The organism is Bradyrhizobium prioriisuperbiae, assembly GCF_032397745.1.
GTDB lineage: Bacteria > Pseudomonadota > Alphaproteobacteria > Rhizobiales > Xanthobacteraceae > Bradyrhizobium_A > Bradyrhizobium_A prioriisuperbiae.
In genome coordinates this window covers 2,944,225-2,961,819 of record NZ_CP135921.1, presented here as the reverse complement: position 1 = coordinate 2,961,819, position 17,595 = coordinate 2,944,225, and the positions used below count along the sequence as shown (strand labels likewise).

Genomic DNA, 17,595 nt, shown 5'->3' with positions numbered 1-17,595 from the left:
ACGATCCTCATCCCACAAGTGCGCGGCGCACCGCATCGCTGTCAAATCCCTTCAGGCCGATCACGACCAGATGTTCGGCCTGTTTGACATCGGGCCGGGCGAACGAAATATCGACACGGCTGCCGACCGCCTGCACCACGGCCGGCGCGGATTTATCGGTGACCCGGGCATGGCCCTTGACCCGCAGCACGCCGTCGAGACCGAGCGCCTGGGTGACGCGCGCGCGCATGGTCTCCACGCTGTCGGTAGCGGACGGAATCACGACAATGCTGTCGAAATCGTCATGGTCGTGCTCTTCTTCCTCGCCATGATGTCCGGCGCGGCCCGCGAGATCGTCCTCGGCCGTGGCGTTCAATCCTACCAGGACATGCGGCGGCAGCGTGCCGCCCGAACGCACCAGCCGCACGCCCGGGCGAAGTGTCGCCGCAAGCCGCGTCTCGATATCGCCAAGCGCCGCCGGATCGACCAGATCACTCTTCGACAACACCACGAGATCGGCGCAGGCGAGCTGGTCCTCGAACACCTCCTCGATCGGGTCGTCATGATCAAGCGACGGATCCGCGGCGCGCTGATCGGCCAGCGCCGCTTCATCAAGCGTCACACGTCCCTCAGCCAGCGCCAGGGCATCGACCACGGTCACCACGCCGTCGACGGTGGCGCGGGTACGCACATCCGGCCAGGCAAACGCCTTCAGCAACGGCTGCGGCAGCGCGAGTCCGGAGGTTTCGATGACAATGGCGTCGAGCGGCCGATCGCGGGACAGCAATTTGTCCATGGTCGGAATGAAATCGTCCGCCACCGTGCAGCAGATGCAGCCATTGGTGAGCTCGACGATATCGCCGGGGGCGCAGGCCTTGGCCGCGCACTCTTCCACAAGGCCGCCATCGAAGCCGGCATCGCCGAACTCGTTGACAATCACGGCGATGCGGCGGCCGTCAGCCTGCGTCAACAGCGAGCGCAGCAGCGTGGTCTTGCCGGCGCCAAGGAAGCCGGTCAGCACGGTCACGGGAACACGGGTGGTCATGTGGCAGACATCTCCAGTATCAGGTCGTCGAGGACGATGAGCATTTGAGCCAGAGCGGCAATCCGGCGGCGACAAAAGCAACGTCGGGTACCGCCGCAGCAATGATTTGATTGAGCCGGCCCTGTGCATCGCGAAAGCTGCGGCCGAGCGGCGTTTCGGGAACGAGGCCAAGGCCGACTTCATTCGATACCAGCACGACCGGGCCGGGCGATACCGTCAGCCAGGTGGCAAGCCGCTGCGATTCCCGCGCGGCATCGCGGCCGGCATGCATCAGGTTGGAGAGCCACAGCGTTAGGCAATCCACCAGCACCACGCCATCGCGACCTTCCCGCGCCAGCGTTTCCACCAGATCGAGCGGCGCTTCAATGGTGCGCCAGCCCTCGCCACGTTGCGCGCGATGCCGTTCGATGCGCTCGCGCATCTCGTCATCGTCGGCGGTTGCGGTCGCGAGATAGATTTTCGACAGGCCGCTGTCCGTGATCAGCTTTTCCGCGAAAGACGATTTTCCCGAACGTGCGCCGCCGAGCACCAGCGTGGTCACCAAAGCCGTCATTTCGGCGGCTCGCCATTTTCGGGTGACCAGCCCGGCGGCGGGACGCGCGCCACCATGCCCTTGCGCAAAACTTCGGCGCGCGCGCGCCAGGGAACCAGCCCGTGGTTGGACACACGATAGGATTCGACGAAATCCGCCAGTGCCGGCACGCCGCGTTCGACATCCAGATCGCCGAACAGGAAAGTGTAGCCGTCGCTGCTGGTCACCGCGACCGTCACCGGCCGCTTGCATACGCTGAGACACTGCACAGCGCGCACGCGGGCCTGCCGATTGTCTCCGAATGTCTGCTTCAGCGCATCCAGCAGCGCCGGCCCTTCGGTCGCGGGCTCCTTGGAACCGGCGGCGCGGCAGGTGGTGCAGACGCTGACGACGACGTCATCACGCAGCACCGCGGGCTCATCGGGCGCGAAACAAACAGTGGTGCCTGGGTCCGGGTCGGGACGATCCATCACAAGCTCAAATTCAGGCCTTAAGGCCGCGAGCTTTGTCGGATCGCGCGATGGCGCAAGCCATCGGTCAACGCTCCCGTCAGGTGCACCCCGCCCCAACGCCGCCAAAGCACAGTTCGTGATGGCAGGTCTCCTGGCTGGCGGGTCGCTGCCTGATCGCCGCCTTCCCGGGACCTCCCAGTGGCTTCGGCACAGGCTCGTCGCTTACAGTTGCGGGGGCAGCGCCGGGTTTGAGACAGGCTCGCACCGGCTTCCCTTTTCACCTTCGTAGAGCGAATTCAGCAAAAGTGGACACCGGTTTTGCGCTCGAATTCGCTCTAATTATATTAGAGCGCGTTTTCTTCACGCGAACCGGTCCCCACTTCGCTTAAAAACGCGCTCGTGGAAGGACCATCGAGCGGGACGGTATCCGCCGGGGTGCCCGGGGTCAACCGCGCGCCGACGCATGACGGTTCACCGCGACAATGCGCCAGCCGGTGTCAAGCCGGTCGATTCGGGTCAACGACAACGGATCTATGACAAAGCGCAAGGCATTATCCGGAGTGATATCCAGCGCGATCGCCAGCGCGGCTCGCACCGTGCCGGAATGCACCACAAGAATCACATCTCCGTCGGGCAATTCCTGCAGGCCATTCCTGACCCGCGCGATCTGGTCGACAAAACTCTCACCGCCCGGCGGCCGGTTGCTCGCGGACGCATCCCAGAACGCCCGATAGGCATCGCCCATCTCCGCAGCGAGATCATCATGACGGCGGCCGGTCCAGGCACCGAAATCCTGCTCACGAAACGCTGGCGCGATCGTGGGGTCGAGGCCGAGTGCGATCGCGGTCTCCCGGGTGCGGCGTGCCGGACTGCAGAAGGCCGGCGCCAGCGGAAGCACGTTTCTCAGAGCCGCAAAGGCGGCTACGTCACTGGTATCCGCCGGTGCCTCCGGCGCATGGATCACGCCACGCGGTCCATCGACCGTCGCATGTCTGATCAGCCAGAACCGCGCGATGCTGCTCATCTCAGGACAACCGTGCGGCCAACAGCAGCAGGATCAGCGTTTCGCAGACCTGCTCCGTGCCGCCCAGCACATCACCGGTGTAACCGCCGACATGCCGGCGCGCCAGCCATCCCATGCCTGCTGCGGCAAGGATCGTCGCCACAATTGCCGCGAAGGCCGCGCTCCACGGCAGACAGATCAGCGTGATGACAAACCCGAACGCGGCAGCCGTGATCGCCGTAGCCTGATCGGGCGTTCCCGCCGTGACGCTGAGGCCATCGCTGCGCGCCGGCGGCAGCAGCACGGCCATCGCCGGCAGCGGGCTGCGCGCCAACGCATGAGTGGCGACGAGGCCAGGAATGACAAAGGCTGGTGGCAGCGCCGCGAGCGCGGCCAGCTTGGCGGCGAAACTGACCATCAGCGCCAGCGTCCCATAGGTGCCGATCCGGCTGTCGCGCATGATTTCGAGTTTCGCCGCGGTGTCGCGGCCACCGCCAAAACCATCCGCCGTATCGCCGAGGCCATCCTCATGCAGGGCTCCTGTCAGCAGCGCGCTGGCGCCGAGGGTCAGCGCTGCCGCAGCCAGCGCCGGCAGGCCGAGTCTGAGAAGGCCAAGCTGAACCAGACCCATGACCAGACCGATCCCCGCCGCAACCAACGGAAACACCCGCATCGCGCGCTGGAAGTTGACAACGCCATCCGAATGCGGAATGGGCAGCCGCGTCAGGAACATGATGGCGAGACGCAGATCATCGAGCCAGTCTTTCATGTTATGAGACATCGCCGATCTCGGGGCGATTTTCCAGCACCTTGCCGGAAAATGCTTCAACTTGGAATTTGACGCGTATGTCCGATCCGGCTGGATCGGAAAACGCTATGCAGGTTTTTCATGCGCTTCGAAACAAGCAACGATATCCACACGTTCTGCCACGACCTTGCCCATGGCAACGTACAGGCGGCAACCGTCGCCGCTGAACGGCAGAGTGTGCTGACCAAACCGCCGGGCAGCCTGGGCCGGCTGGAACAGCTGGCGACATGGCTTGCAACCTGGCAGGGTCGCGACATCCCGCGCCTCGACCGGGTGAAGATTGTGGTCTTCGCCGGCAATCATGGCATCGCCGCGCAGCGCGTCTCGGCCTATCCGCAGGAGGTCACCCACCAGATGGTGGCGAACTTCGCCGCCGGCGGCGCCGCAATCAACCAGCTGGCGAAACTCGCTAACGCCGAGCTTCATGTGACGCCGCTCGACCTCGACCACCCGACCGCGGATTTCACCGGCGCGCCGGCAATGTCGGACGCTGAATTTCTGGCTGCGGTCAACACCGGCTATGACACGGTGCCGCTCGACTGTGACCTGCTGGTGGTCGGCGAGATGGGCATCGCCAACACCACGGTGGCAGCCGCGCTCTGCACCGCGCTGCTGGGCGGAGGATCCGAGCGCTGGGTCGGTCGCGGCACCGGGGTCGACGACGAGGGGCTCGCGCGCAAGCGCGCCGCCATCGATGCCGGGCTGAAGTGCCATAGCGCTAGTCTCGGCGATCCGCTCGCAGTCGCCACGGCGCTCGGCGGACGCGAGCTCGCGGCCATGGCCGGCGCGGTGCTGGCGGCACGGGCGCAGCGTATTCCGGTTCTGCTCGACGGCTTTGTCGCCACCGCGGCGGTCCTGCCGTTCGCGCGTCTCAACCCTGCAGTGCTTGATCATTGCAACGCTGGCCACGTCTCTGCGGAAGCGGGACACCGGCAGTTGCTCGCCGAGCTGAAACTCGATCCGCTGCTGGATCTCGGCATGCGGCTGGGCGAAGCCTCAGGCGCGGCTGTCGCGGTGTTGCTGCTGCGCGCCGCCGCCGCGTGTCACGCCGGAATGGCGACGTTCGCCGAAGCCGGCGTTACCGATGCCGGCGAATAGCCGACATCGACATCAGGTTTTCTGAAACGTCAGGCGCCAGTGGATTCGTTCATCGGCGCCCGGTCCCGCCTGCAGCTGGATATCCGAACTTCTCACGCGTTCACCGGTCTTCTCATCCACCAGCGCAAGCTTCACCGGCCGACCGCTCCTGCGATTGACGAACTTCAACGGCGGCCCGTCATCGCCCGCGACTGCCCACTTGTCGCCAATCTGCGCCAGCGCCTGGGTCAGCAGGATGGTGTCCCAGCCCTTGCGGGTCAGGATGTATTCATGCCGCTCCGGATTGGTCTGGTAGAGCCGCCGCTCGACCAGCTCATTCTCTTCCAGGTGCTTGAGCCGATCCGACAGCGTTGCATGGGTGACATCGGTCGACTGCCGCAGATCCTCATAACGGCGCAGTCCCAGCGACAGGTCGCGCAGGATCAGGATCGCCCAGCGATCGCCGATCGTCTCCAGCGCACCGGCGATCGAACACGTCATGCCTTCGAAACTTTTGGATCGCATGAAAGGCCGGCCTCCTCTTGATCCCCTCGGATGCGGGATCCAACAACATCAGCCTTTAGACTATTTCGGCCCGCCAATCATCGAGAACGTTGCGGGGGGTGTGGACCAAACCAACCTCGCAGAAATCGCTTGCGCTACCATAACTCTTATCATTAGAGTTACTAACCGTCCAGCGCGAAAGCTGGACCTGCGCGGCCCAACGCGGCAGCGGCAATATCCTGACAGATGGGATGGAGACGGCATGAGCAGCCTGCTGGATCAGGTCATCGAGGCGCACGGCGGTATTGCGCGCTGGACCAAGGTGACAACCATCGACGGCGACATGTCGATCACCGGCGCGATGTGGGCGCGAAAGGGCTGGGCAGACGTTTTGAAGGATGTCCACGTCACCATCGAGACTCGCAAGCAGTGGACCAGCTATCGGCCGTTCACGGCAGCGGACAGGCGCAGCGTGTGCACGCCGGATCTCACCGTCATCGAGACGCTCGACGGGCGTCATCTCGAGGAACGGCGCAGCCCGCGGACCGCTTTCAAAGATCACACGCCGGCCACCCCGTGGGATGACCTGAACCTCGCTTATTTCAGCGGTTACGCGATCTGGAACTATCTCACGACGCCGTTTCTATTCCTGCTGCCGGGAATCAAAGCCGAGGAAATCGACCCGCTGAGCAGCAATGGCGAGACACACCGTCGACTCAAAGTCACCTTCCCGGATTCCATCGCAACCCACGGCCCCGAACAGATTTTCCATGTCGGCCCGGACAACCTGATCAGCCGGATGGATTACAGCGCCGTCGTGGTCGGCAATCTCCTGACCGCCCACGTCATGACCGACTACAGGGATTTCGACGGCATCAAGATCGCGACCAAACGGCGGGCCTATCGCCGAAACCCGGACGGCACAGCCGATCCCAGCCTCACCGCAGTCGCCATCGATATCGCCGATATCCGGCTTTCTTAAGAAAACGCCGCAAGCGGTAGCCAAAGGGAGGGCCACATGATCGAAGCCGATAACACGCTTCATACCGTCACCATCGCCATCAACGGCGCGCGCAAGACCGCTGCGGTGGAGCCGCGCAGGCTGTTGGTGCATCTAATCCGCGACGACCTCGGCCTGACCGGAACCCACATCGGCTGCGATACCTCGCAATGCGGCGCCTGCACGGTCGAGATCGACGGCCAGGCGGTGAAGTCCTGCACCGTGCTGGCGGTGATGGCTGACGGCGCATCGATCACCACCATTGAAGGTGTTGCGCCAAAGGGCGGCGCGCTGCATCCGATCCAGGCCGCTTTCCATGAACATCATGCCCTGCAGTGCGGCTTCTGCACCCCGGGCATGATCATGAGCGTGCGCCAGTTGCTCAGGGATCATCCGAGCCCAAGCGAGAGCGAGATCCGTCATCACCTTACCGGCAACATCTGCCGCTGCACCGGCTACCACAACATCGTGCGTGCGGTGGAATCGCTGGCAACGGAGGCTCACCATGACTGAAGCAGCACGGCCTCCCTATATCGGCCAGCCATTGCGGCGACGGGAAGATTTCAAGCTGGTCACCGGCAAGGGCCGTTATGTCGACGACATCAAACTGCCGGGGATGCTGCATCTGGCGATCCTGCGCTCGCCGCACGCCCATGCCATCATCAGGCATGTCGACCTCACCGCAGCCCAGGCCTCGCCTGGCGTGCATCTGGCGCTGTCCGGTACCGACCTCGCCGGCAAGCTCGGATCGATCGTCCCGAACTGGATCCTGCCCGGCACCAAGGTGCCCGATCGCCCCGTGGTCGCGATCGATCGTGTGCGTTTTGTCGGGGAATGCGTCGCGCTGGTGGTGGCCGACACCCAGGCCCAGGCCTATGACGCGATCGGCCTGATCGATGTCGACTACGAAGCACTGCCTGCCGTCGTCGATGAAGATGCCGCAATCCGCGACGGCGCTCCGCAACTGCACGACAATGTGCCGGGGAACATCACCACCGTGTTCAAGGTCAAGGGCGGTGACTACCAGAAGGCCGTCAAAAGTGCCGATCAGGTCATCCAGCTGCGGATCATCAACAACCGCCTGATCCCGACCTGCATGGAGACGCGATCGATCATCGCCGATCCCGGTGCCGACGGCACGCTGACAGTCTATATCCCAAGCCAGGTGCCGCACATGCACCGGCGGTGGATTGCCGAGACCGTGGGTTTATCCGAGCATATGCTGCGCGTGATCGCGCCTGACATCGGCGGTGGCTTCGGCGCCAAGATGCATCTTTATCCGGAGGAACTGCTCTGCCCGTATCTGGCGCGTGAACTCGGCGTACCGGTGAAATGGTGGGAATCGCGCTCCGAAAGCCACCAGTCCACCAGCCACGGCCGCGCCCATATCGAGACCATCGAAGCCGCCATCCGCAATGATGGCACCATCCTGGGCATGAAGGTGGAGACGCTGGGCAATGTCGGCGCCTATCTCTCCAACATGGCGAGCGGCGGCCCGACCGTAAACACCATCAATTACGGCACCGGCACCTACAAGATCGCCAACTATGAGGCAATTTCGCGGGTGGTGGTGACCAACACCGTGCCGGTCGATGCCTATCGCGGCTACGGCCGGCCTGAGGGTGCCTACATTGCGGAGCGAACCATCGACGCGGTGGCGCGGCATCTGAAGCTTGATCAGGTCGAGGTGCGGCGCAGGAACTTCATCCAGGCCGCCGATTTTCCCTACCGTCCTTATGCCAGCATGGGCGTGATCTTCGACAGCGGCAATTACGAAGGCTGTCTCACCAAGGCGCTCGATGCATTCGACTATGGCGCGCGCAGTAGCGAGCGCGACGCGCTGCGCACCCAGGGCCGCTATCGCGGCATTGGTGTCGCCGCCTACACCCACATGTGCGGCATGGCGCCGTCGCGCCGACTCGCCATGAGCGGATTCAACCGCGGCGGCTGGGAAAGCGCGCGGATCGCGGTGGATTCCAGCGGCCGGGCCACGATCTTTTCCGGCTCCATGAGCCAGGGCCACGGCCATGTCACGTCGTTCGCGCAGATCGCCGCCGATGTGCTGCAGATTCCGATCGACCACATTGACGTGGTGCAGGGCGACACACGGCAGGTGCAGGCCGGCCATGGCACTTTCAACTCCCGCTCGATGTCGGTCGGCGGCTCCAGTGTGCACGTGTCCTCCCATCGCATCGTGACCAAAGCAAAGAAGATCGCCGCCGGCATGCTGGAGGTCGACGAGAAGGACGTGGCTTACGAAGGCGGCCAGTTCAGCGTGCCCGGCACCGATATCGCACCGCTGAGCTTCGGCAAGGTCGCGCGCATGGCCTATGTCGGCCACAAACTGCCTGACGGCCTTGAGCCCGGGCTTGATGAAACCGTGTTCTACGATCCGACCGGCATGGGCGCGCCCTCGGGCATTCACATGGCCTATGTCGAAGTCGATCCGGAGACCGGCATTGTCGAGATCCTGGATTATGTCGCCGTCGACGATGTCGGCACCTTGATCAACCCGCTGCTCGCGGCCGGGCAAATCCATGGCGGCGTGGTGCAGGGCATCGGCCAGGCGCTGTATGAAGGCGTCAACTACGATCCGGACAACGGCCAGCTAATGACGGGATCGCTGCTGGATTACGCCGTGCCGCGCGCGGAGTATGTACCCAACATCCGTTCGTCGTTTCAGATCACGCCGTCGCCGACCAACCCGATCGGCGTCAAGGGCATCGGCGAAAGCGGTTCGATCGCCGCCCCGCCGACCATGGTGCACGCCGTGCTCGATGCGCTGGCGCCATTCGGCATCAACCATCTCGACATGCCGATGACGCCACCGCGGATCTGGGCGGCGATCCAGACCGCGCGCTCCGGAGCACGGCCATGATCCCGGCCTCGTTCGATTATGTCCGCGCCACCTCGCTCGATCAGGTCATCGGCCTGCTGCAGGGCGATCCCGATGGCATCAAGCTCGTCGCGGGCGGTCACTCTCTGATCCCAACGTTGAAACTGCGGCTGGCATCGCCGGCGCTGCTGGTCGACATCCGCGGCCTCGACGATCTCAGGTGCATCACGATTGGCGAGCAGATCCGGATCGGTGCGCTGACCACCCATGCGGAGCTTCTGGCATCCACGCCGCTGCGCGAGGTGCTGCCGATTTTCCATCAGGCCGGAAGCCTGATCGCCGATCCGCAGGTGCGCAACCGTGGCACCATCGGCGGATCGCTCGCGAATGCCGACCCGGCCGCCGACTGGCCCGCCGTCGTAATTGCGCTCAATGCCGAGATCGAGCTCGCCGGCCCGCAAGGACGACGGCGGGTGGCCGCGCGTGATTTTTTCGTCGACATCATGACCACCGCACTCGCGCTGGACGAGATCCTGGTCGCCGTTCACATCACCCGGCCGCGGCCCGACACGCAATTCCGCTATCGCAAGATCCGCCATCCAGCGAGCGGCTATGCCGTCGTCGGCGTCGCCTTCGCCTTGGGTTTAACCGATAACACCGTGTCCGACGCGGCCATCGGCATCACCGGTGCGACAGGCCACGCCTTCGCGGCCGAAGCGGCCGCGAAGGCCGTGATCGGACAACCGCTCACCGCAGAGACAATCGAAGCGGCCGCGAAACTCGCCGGCGAACAGGCCGACTGCCTGTCCGACCATTATGCATCGGCAGACTATCGCAGGCATCTCATCAGAACCGAAGTGGCGCGCGGACTTACATCGTTCAAAGCGGATTGAATGTTTTAGACAGACCCAGCAACTGAAGGCGTCCCCCATGGCATCCGATCCACGCGTAAAGGTCGTCAGCGACATCGCAACGACGCACCTGTTCGACATCGTTGTCGATCTCAATCCACTGCTGAACATCGGCCCAGGCCCGTTGGGTCAGCGGATTCTCTTCGGCGCGGCCGGCGGAACGTTCGAAGGCCCAAAGCTGCGTGGCGAGGTGCTGGCGGGTGGCGGCGACTGGGCGCTGTTCCGCCCCGACGGCGGGATGTCGCTGGATGTCCGGTTGACTTTGCGCACCCACGACAACGCCCTGGTGCACATGACCTATGGCGGCCGCTGGATCACCCCGCCCGAGCTGCGCGCCGAGGTGGCCGATCCCGTCAAGCGGACCCAGATCGATCCCGCGCGGTATTACTTTCGGACCACGCCGCTATTCGAAACCGGGGCGAAGTCCTACGCTTGGCTGAATGACATCGTCTGTGTCGGGACCGGCTACCCGATCGAGGGCGGGATTGCCTACAAGGTCTCGCAGGTTGTTTGAGCCCGATGGCGAGCCGTTACTTGCCTTTGCGCGGCGCAGAACGGCGCGACACAGGCCTGGCTTTGTTGCGAGCCGGTGCATCCCGTGATTCGGCCGTCACATCGCGATCGGGGAGAGCCTCCGCGGTCGCCGCCGCAAATCGCTTGCGGTTGAAGGGCACGGCACCGCAGCCGGCCACGACTTCGACGTCCTCAAGCTGCAGAGGTCTGCCATTGCGCGCCTGCAGGGGGGGATACTCGATCGGGCGTCCACTCTCACGATCCCTGAAAACCACCTGCGGGCCCTCGGGCTCCGCCAGCCAGTCATCGCCCCATTTCTTCAGCGCCAGATAGGCCGGAAAGAAGCTTCGGCCCTTGTCGGTCAGCACATATTCGTAGCGGCCCGCATGCTCCGGCAAAGGCACCCGCTCCATGATGCCGGCATCAACGAATTTCTTCAGCCGATTGCTCAAAATATTGGGCGCCACGCCGACATAATATTCGAACTGGTCGAACCGTTTGACGCCGTAATAGGCCTCGCGCAGCAACAGGATCGACCAGCGGTCGCCGACCACCTCCATGGCCCGCGCCATGGAACACTCTTTGTTGGCAATTCGCGCGCGCTTTTGGTCGGCCATTCCATTGTCCTGGGCAGTTCACCTCTCCCCGTTTGCGGGGAGAGGTCGTCGCGCACTTGCGCGGCGGGTGAGGGGGCGTCACCACGAGCGCCGTGCAATGAGGGGCCCCTCACCCCACCCCTCTCCCCGCAAGCGGGGAGAGGGAGCACGCATCCCTCGCCGCGACAATTCGATCAGAGCTCATCATGCTCTGGCATCGCTGTCTAGCATCGACAAACAGCGCGAGCCAGCCACGATGGAATCGCGGCCGGCTGTTGTTCTGCAACAATCTCCCTCACGCGGCCTGACCGGACTCCGTCGATGGCTTTGCTGTCACCTCAGGCGCCAGCGCCCGTCGGTGCGTCACCAGCGCGCCGGCGTCACTGAGTTTCTGCAAGTCCGCTTCGCTAAGACCGAGCTCACGAAACACCTCCTGGTTGTGTTCGCCCTGGAAGGCCGGCGTGCCGATCGGCGTCAGTTCGTCCTTGGAGAAGTGCCAGGGGCGGCCAGGCAGACGGTACTCGCCACCGCTGCGGTCCGGCACCAGTTGCACCGCGCCCCAGTAATCGCTCCAGTCGGATTTGGTGAGTTGCTTGATGGAGCGGATCTCACCCATGGCGATTTTCGCCTCGTCGAACTGCGCGTCGAGCCTCGCCATATCCGGGAAGGTCAGGATCCAGGACTGGATGATCGCATGCAGCGCGCCGAAGTTCAGCCGGCGGCCCGTCGCACTGGAAAACCGCGGATCGTCCATCAGGTCGACACGCCGCATCGCGCGCAGCCAGGACGGAAACGTACGGCTGCCGACAATGCTGGTGGCCACGGTGAAGTGCTCGCCATTGGGGCCAGTGAAAAACGAACAGTCGGTCGCGCCGAGTACGGCCGGCTCCGCGCCGATGTCATCGTCGGAGAGATCGACATGGGCCCGCTCATTGACGGCGAGCAGGGTCGCCGCCATCGCGACGTCGATATACTGGCCCTGCCCGGTCTTCTCGCGGCTGTGCAAGGCCGCCAGAATCGCGATCACCGCCTGCAGCCCGGCATAGACGTCCGCATGCGACAGGCTGTCGGTGCGCGGCTCGGTCAGAACTTCGCCGTAATGGCGCACGCTGTTTTCGGTGAAGCCCGCTTCGGCCTGCACCGTTGGCGCATACGCCATCCGGCTGCGCCAGGGACCACCCTGGCCATAACCCGTGATCGAGGCATAGATCAGCCGCGGATTGCGTTTTGACAGGGTCTCATAGTCGAGGCCGAAGAAGCCCAGCGTGCCGGCGCGGAAATTCTCCACCACGATATCGGCGGTGTCGCACAGCTTGAGCGCAAGCTCGTAGGCGCCGGGGATGTTCAGGTTGATGCTGACATTGCGTTTGCCGGCATTCTGCTGGGCATAATAGCCGGACATGCCGTCGGTCGACGGGAACGCAAAGCGCGAGACGTCGGGGCTGGGCGGCTCCACCTTGATGACCTCGGCGCCGAGGTCCTGCAAGGTGCGGGCACACAACGGGCCGGCGAGAACACGGGCAAAGTCGACGACACGAATTCCACTCAGAGGTCCGGCCATGTCAGCGCCCCGCAAACTTGGCGAGGCCTGGGCCCTGCTTCTTGAACGAGGCCAGACCCGCTTTGAGATCTTCCGACGCCCAGATCGGCGCCTGCACCCGCGCCATGGCTTCGTCGGCCGCAACCACGCCCTCATTGACCGCGATGTGCACCAGCTCCTTGGTCGCCGCATGCGCCAGCGTCGGCCCCTGCGCAAACTCTTCCGCAATCGACATGGTCGCCTGTTCGAGCTTTTCTTCCAGCACCGTCAGGTTGATCAGGCCCCACTTCTCCAGTGTCGGTGCATCGTAGCGCCGGGCCAGCATCGACATCTCCTTGGCGCGCGCGGCGCCGATGCGCTGCACCTGGCGCTGGATGCCGCCGAGCAGCGGATGCAGGCCCAGTGTCGCTTCCACCGAGCCGATCTTGGCGGACGTGGCGGCGACGATGTAATCGCATGACAGGGCCAGTTCGAGGCCGCCGCCGAGACAGACGCCGTGGACGCTGGCGATCAACGGGATCGGCAACAGTTCCATGAAGCGCAGGAATTCGACGCCGTTGAGCCGGCGGTTCTCGCTGGATGTATCGCCGCTGCCCTGCGCGACGCGTTTCTCGAAGATGTCGAGGTCGGCTCCCGCGGAGAAGTGCCGCAGGCCGCTGCGGATCACGATCGCCCGGCTGCCGGCCTTCTGCGCCTGTTCGACCTGTTCGACGATGGCGTTGATCAGCTTCGGCCCCAGCAGATTGTAGGGCCGATACTGCATGGTCAGCACGGAAATATTGCCGCGCTCGTCGCGCGTCACCAATGCATCTTCTGACAAGACGTTTTCTGGCAAGACCTTGGCTCCCTGGCGGGGCGCGGACACGCGCCTTTTCATTCAGTTCTTATTTAGAACCTGGAGCCTACACGATGACTTTCGTTTTGCAAGTCGTGTTCGCGAGCGGAAGCTTGCAGAGCAGGTCTGCGAAACGCCGGTCTGCCGGCGGTGGCATACAACATCACAGCCGGATGCGGATCTCACGCGTTCTCCCGAGCCGCAAATTGCCGAGAAACGCGCGCTCCTTCAGTCAGTCATCGGCCACCCGACCGAGGCGGACGATCTTTCAAGTCCTGATCGCAATCGGAGCAAGCCGATTGCGATCAGGACGGACATTGTTCGATGGCCGCAGGCATTAACCGCGCCGCATGGCAGGCCTGGAGAACGAGGTGGTGGTGCTGTCGAAGACATCGCGGGAGCAGTCGCCACCGATACCCGATGCGCTGGCCTCACACTGCGCGTATGTCGTGAACCCGCAATCCATTTCGTCCTGCTCATAGGTGAGGCAATAGGCGCCCCGATGCATGGCCGGCGCAGCCTGCGCGGCAGAGTTGCCCATTGCGACGAATGCGACGGCAGAAAAGGCCAGTGCCGGCACGGCCAGCTTGAAGAACGTTTTCATGTGAACCTCCTGATGCAAGGTGACGGGATCAATCCCGCAACCAACATGCAATGCTGCCTCCGCGAAATCGATTATAAAAAGTTTTAGCCTGCGCGCCTGCGCTCGACCGTGATCGTCATCACGGACCCGCTCAACGCGACGTGAAAACCATAAACTGGTGTTTAATTGGCGCCTACACGTGCGCGCCTTACCGTGGCGGTCAGTTTCATTCGCTCATGCCGAGAGTCGGAATGCACGCCTTAAGGCGCGCAGCTCGACACACAACACGATGGAGCGACGTCATGCATCTCACGTCTTCACATGGCCTTGTCGCTGCAATTGCAGCCGCGATTGTTGCCGGCTCGCTGTTGTCCGTGACCAACGTCGCGCAGGCCGATCAACTGATCCCCTCGACTGTACTCCCCGCCCCTGTCGGTCATCTGCAGCCTCGCGCGAATGATTTCGCGACCAGTCCGGCGCGGACAGGACCGAGCAGCAGCGGCTGCATGCATTCGATGCCCTGCAGGGACAGCTGGACAAGGAACTCGACCAGAAGCTCGACGTATGTCGCTGCTGATCGCGCGGCACACATCGGCGCATCCGCATCCGAACGTTATCTGACGAAGATCTTTCGCTGCGCCTACTGCCTAGCGAAGGCCCGCCTCACTGCGCGCGCAAAAGCGACATCCCATCAGCGGCTTGCAATCGGGGGCTGGTGCCGCCGGACGACGGCGGCTTTCTGCCATTCCATCGTCAGTTTAGTAAAATTGCCGCGCCGCACAATATTTTCCTGAAAAACAGCAATTGCGATGTTTATCAAAACGCGCTTTACTAAACATAATCACTAAACATTCCGCTGGAACAAACCGGCGTGACGGACGAAACGTCTTCATTTCAACTGCCCGCATCCTTTCAAGGCAGCATTGCCGCGCGGGCATTTCAGGGAGGAACTGATGAGACCATTGCTCGCCGCCGCAGCAGCCATCACCACCGCCTTCGTTGCCAGCGCCCCGATCAGCGCTGCCCACGCCCAGGGAAAACAGCTCACGCTGTGCTGGGCCGCGTGGGATCCCGCCAACGCCCTGGTCGAACTCTCCAAGGACTTCACCAAGGAGACCGGGATCGACATGAAATTCGAATTCGTCCCTTGGACGAATTACGCCGACCGTTTTCTCAACGAACTCAACTCCCACGGCAAACTCTGCGACCTGATCATCGGCGACAGCCAGTGGATCGGAGGCTCGGCGGAAAACGGCCATTACGTGAAACTGAACGACTTCTTCGCCAAGGAAGGCATCTTGATGGATGACTTCATGCCGGCGACGGTTGTCGGTTACTCGCAGTGGCCCAAGAACACCCCGAATTATTGGGCGCTGCCGGCCATGGGCGACGCGGTCGGCTGGACCTATCGCAAGGATTGGTTCGGCCGCCCGGAGATCCAGGCCGCCTTCAAGCAGAAGTACAACCGCGATCTCGCCGTTCCCAAGACCTATGACGAGCTGAAGGATATCGCGGCCTTCTTCCAGGGCCGCAACATCGACGGCAAGACGGTGTACGGCGCCTCGATCTATACCGAGCGCGGCTCGGAAGGCATCACCATGGGCGTGTCGAACGTCCTTTATGATTATGGCTTCGAGTATCAGAACCCGAAGAAGCCGTACGACATGAAGGGCTTCGTCAACTCGCCCGAAGCCGTTGCCGGCCTCGAATTCTACAAGTCGCTCTACAAGTGCTGCACACCGCCCGGCGCGTCGAACAGCTATATGAGCGAAGGCCTGGACGCCTTCAAATCCGGCCAGGTCGCGCTGCAGATGAATTTCTTCGCCTTCTTCCCGGGCCTCTACAAGGACCCGAATGTCGGCGGCGACAAGATCGGCTTTTTCGTCAATCCGGCCGCGAAGTATCAGTTCACCCAGCTCGGCGGCCAGGGTATTTCGGTGGTCGCCTATTCGGACCGCAAGAACGATGCGCTTCGCTACATCAAGTGGTTTGCCAAGGGCGATGTGCAGAAGAAGTGGTGGACGCTTGGCGGCTATTCCTGCGCCAAGTCGGTGCTGAACGATCCGAGCTTCCCGACAAGCGCGCCGTTCGCCGCCGAATTCCTGAAGTCGATGGACATGGTCAAGGACTTCTGGGCCGAGCCATCCTATGCCCAGCTGCTGCAGGCCGAACAGAAGCGCGTCCACGATTATGTCGTCGCCGACCAGGGCACGGCCAAGGAGGCGCTCGACAAGCTGGTCGCCGACTGGACGCAGATCTTCAAGGATGACGGCAAGTAAGCTTCATGACGTCAATCGCCGCTCCGGGGCGTCCACCACGCCCCGGAGCGGCGGCCCCTGCCGAGATCACCATGTTCAAGTCGCCATGACATTCAAGCCATGACGTTCGAATCGTCACAGCCGGACCGCGGATCCATGACCGAAGTCACCGCTCCAACCGTGTTTGCCGATCGGGTCGCCGCGGCCACGCCGTCCACCATTGGGCGGTCGGTCCGCGGCCTCTCCGACCGGGTGATCGCGTGGCTGTTTATCGGGCCGACCATTCTGCTGCTGCTGGCCATCAACATCTTTCCGCTGATCTGGACGATCTATCTCTCGTTTACGAACTATCGCGCCAATCGGCCCAACGCCGAGGTGAAGTTCGTCGGGCTCGACTGGTACCAGCGCATTCTCGGCGATGCCGACGTCTGGGCCGCGATGCAGACCACGGCCCATTTCGTGATCTGGACGATCAGCATCGAGATGGTGCTGGGTTTCGGTCTGGCCTGGCTGATCGACAAGAAGTTTCGCGGACACGCGCTGTGGACCACTGTGATCCTGATTCCGATGATGCTGTCGCCGGCGGTGGTCGGGAATTTCTGGACCTTCCTCTACCAGCCGCAGAGCGGCCTGTTTAATTACGCGATCTCGTTCGTGACCGGGATCGAACCATCGTCGTTCCAGATGCTGGGCAGCGTTCGCCTCAGCCCGTGGGCCATCATCATTGTCGATGTCTGGATGTGGACGCCGTATGTGATGCTGATCTGCCTCGCCGGACTGCGCTCGATCCCCGACTACATCTATGAAGCTGCCGAGGTCGACCGTGCTTCGCCCTGGCGACAGGTCTGGTCGATCACGCTGCCAATGGCGCTGCCTTTCATCATGCTGGCGGTGCTGTTCCGCGGCATCGAGAACTTCAAGATGTTCGACATGGTGAACCTGCTCACCGGCGGCGGCCCCGGCTCGATCACCGAAGTCGCGTCCATCACCCTGAAACGGCAGGCCTTCGAGAGCTGGCGCACCGGCTACTCCTCGGCCTTTGCCATCATCCTGTTCGTCACCGTGTTCGGGCTCGCCAACATCTATGTGAAGGCCCTGAACCGCGTGAAGCAGCGCTGAGGAC

18 protein-coding genes and 1 riboswitch are annotated in these 17,595 nt (G+C 63.2%); of the genes, 8 read left to right on the top strand and 10 right to left on the bottom strand.

The genetic code is table 11. The features are described 5' to 3' along the window. Nucleotides 1–7: 7 nt before the first annotated feature. The 5 genes from cobW to cobS form a co-directional block, all read right to left on the bottom strand. Nucleotides 8–1,024 carry a cobalamin biosynthesis protein CobW gene (cobW, locus tag RS897_RS13955; RefSeq protein ID WP_315837119.1) on the bottom strand — a complete coding sequence of 339 codons (1,017 nt, stop codon included), beginning with the start codon at nt 1,022–1,024 and terminating at the stop codon, nt 8–10. 19 nt (nt 1,025–1,043) lie between these two features. Continuing rightward, complete coding sequence (gene cobU, locus RS897_RS13950; protein ID WP_315837118.1) at nt 1,044–1,577, bottom strand: bifunctional adenosylcobinamide kinase/adenosylcobinamide-phosphate guanylyltransferase; 534 nt, start codon at nt 1,575–1,577, stop codon at nt 1,044–1,046. After that, a complete protein-coding gene (locus RS897_RS13945) occupies nt 1,574–2,026 on the bottom strand; it encodes a DUF1636 domain-containing protein (protein ID WP_315837117.1) in 453 nt (150 codons plus the stop codon). Before RS897_RS13945 ends, cobU begins: the two co-directional genes overlap by 4 nt. A gap of 106 nt (nt 2,027–2,132) precedes the next feature. Continuing rightward, a riboswitch (cobalamin riboswitch) is annotated at nt 2,133–2,313 on the bottom strand. A 140-nt stretch (nt 2,314–2,453) separates the two neighbouring features. Next, a complete protein-coding gene (locus tag RS897_RS13940; RefSeq protein ID WP_315837116.1) occupies nt 2,454–3,032 on the bottom strand; it encodes a histidine phosphatase family protein in 579 nt (192 codons plus the stop codon). 1 nt (nt 3,033) lies between these two features. Beyond that, the gene (cobS, locus tag RS897_RS13935) at nt 3,034–3,792 is read right to left on the bottom strand and encodes an adenosylcobinamide-GDP ribazoletransferase (protein WP_315837115.1); all 759 of its coding nucleotides are present in this window, start codon (nt 3,790–3,792) and stop codon (nt 3,034–3,036) included. Nucleotides 3,793–3,900: 108 nt separating this feature from the next. Here cobS and cobT point away from each other — a divergent pair, with 108 nt between their 5' ends. Beyond that, on the top strand, nt 3,901–4,917 hold the full coding sequence (gene cobT / locus RS897_RS13930; protein ID WP_315837114.1) for a nicotinate-nucleotide--dimethylbenzimidazole phosphoribosyltransferase: 1,017 nt from the start codon (nt 3,901–3,903) through the stop codon (nt 4,915–4,917). A gap of 12 nt (nt 4,918–4,929) precedes the next feature. On the opposite strand, the gene RS897_RS13925 is transcribed toward cobT, so the two are convergent. Next, nucleotides 4,930–5,421: a winged helix-turn-helix transcriptional regulator gene (locus RS897_RS13925; protein ID WP_315837113.1), complete on the bottom strand. Its 492-nt coding sequence runs from the start codon at nt 5,419–5,421 to the stop codon at nt 4,930–4,932. Between the two features lie 241 nt (nt 5,422–5,662). On the opposite strand from RS897_RS13925, the gene RS897_RS13920 reads away from it, so the two are divergent. Genes RS897_RS13920 through RS897_RS13900 form a run of 5 tightly spaced genes read left to right on the top strand, consistent with a single transcriptional unit; the run spans nt 5,663 to nt 10,661 of the window. Next, nucleotides 5,663–6,382: a hypothetical protein gene (locus RS897_RS13920; RefSeq protein ID WP_315837112.1), complete on the top strand. Its 720-nt coding sequence runs from the start codon at nt 5,663–5,665 to the stop codon at nt 6,380–6,382. Nucleotides 6,383–6,418: 36 nt separating this feature from the next. Continuing rightward, nucleotides 6,419–6,913 (top strand): (2Fe-2S)-binding protein, encoded by a 495-nt coding sequence (locus RS897_RS13915; protein ID WP_315837111.1) that lies wholly within the window; start codon nt 6,419–6,421, stop codon nt 6,911–6,913. Then, nucleotides 6,906–9,278 carry a xanthine dehydrogenase family protein molybdopterin-binding subunit gene (locus RS897_RS13910; RefSeq protein ID WP_315837110.1) on the top strand — a complete coding sequence of 791 codons (2,373 nt, stop codon included), beginning with the start codon at nt 6,906–6,908 and terminating at the stop codon, nt 9,276–9,278. Before RS897_RS13915 ends, RS897_RS13910 begins: the two co-directional genes overlap by 8 nt. Continuing rightward, entirely contained in the window at nt 9,275–10,129 is an 855-nt protein-coding gene (locus RS897_RS13905; protein ID WP_315837109.1) for an FAD binding domain-containing protein, read from the top strand. Before RS897_RS13910 ends, RS897_RS13905 begins: the two co-directional genes overlap by 4 nt. Before the next feature lie 37 nt (nt 10,130–10,166). Then, nucleotides 10,167–10,661: a DUF3237 domain-containing protein gene (locus tag RS897_RS13900; RefSeq protein ID WP_315837108.1), complete on the top strand. Its 495-nt coding sequence runs from the start codon at nt 10,167–10,169 to the stop codon at nt 10,659–10,661. A gap of 16 nt (nt 10,662–10,677) precedes the next feature. On the opposite strand, the gene RS897_RS13895 is transcribed toward RS897_RS13900, so the two are convergent. From RS897_RS13895 to RS897_RS13880, 4 genes are all read right to left on the bottom strand, one after another. After that, on the bottom strand, nt 10,678–11,277 hold the full coding sequence (locus tag RS897_RS13895) for a winged helix-turn-helix transcriptional regulator (protein WP_315837107.1): 600 nt from the start codon (nt 11,275–11,277) through the stop codon (nt 10,678–10,680). A gap of 274 nt (nt 11,278–11,551) precedes the next feature. Next, nucleotides 11,552–12,817, bottom strand: coding sequence for a CaiB/BaiF CoA transferase family protein (locus RS897_RS13890; protein WP_315837106.1), 1,266 nt, complete (start codon nt 12,815–12,817; stop codon nt 11,552–11,554). 1 nt (nt 12,818) lies between these two features. Continuing rightward, nucleotides 12,819–13,598 (bottom strand): enoyl-CoA hydratase/isomerase family protein, encoded by a 780-nt coding sequence (locus RS897_RS13885; protein ID WP_315837105.1) that lies wholly within the window; start codon nt 13,596–13,598, stop codon nt 12,819–12,821. Between the two features lie 370 nt (nt 13,599–13,968). Further along, entirely contained in the window at nt 13,969–14,235 is a 267-nt protein-coding gene (locus tag RS897_RS13880; RefSeq protein WP_315837104.1) for a DUF3551 domain-containing protein, read from the bottom strand. Nucleotides 14,236–15,167: 932 nt separating this feature from the next. Between RS897_RS13880 and RS897_RS13875 the strand changes: the two genes are divergently transcribed. Next, on the top strand, nt 15,168–16,493 hold the full coding sequence (locus tag RS897_RS13875) for an ABC transporter substrate-binding protein (protein ID WP_315837103.1): 1,326 nt from the start codon (nt 15,168–15,170) through the stop codon (nt 16,491–16,493). Nucleotides 16,494–16,628: 135 nt separating this feature from the next. After that, on the top strand, nt 16,629–17,591 hold the full coding sequence (locus RS897_RS13870; RefSeq protein ID WP_315837102.1) for a carbohydrate ABC transporter permease: 963 nt from the start codon (nt 16,629–16,631) through the stop codon (nt 17,589–17,591). Nucleotides 17,592–17,595 lie beyond the last annotated feature (4 nt).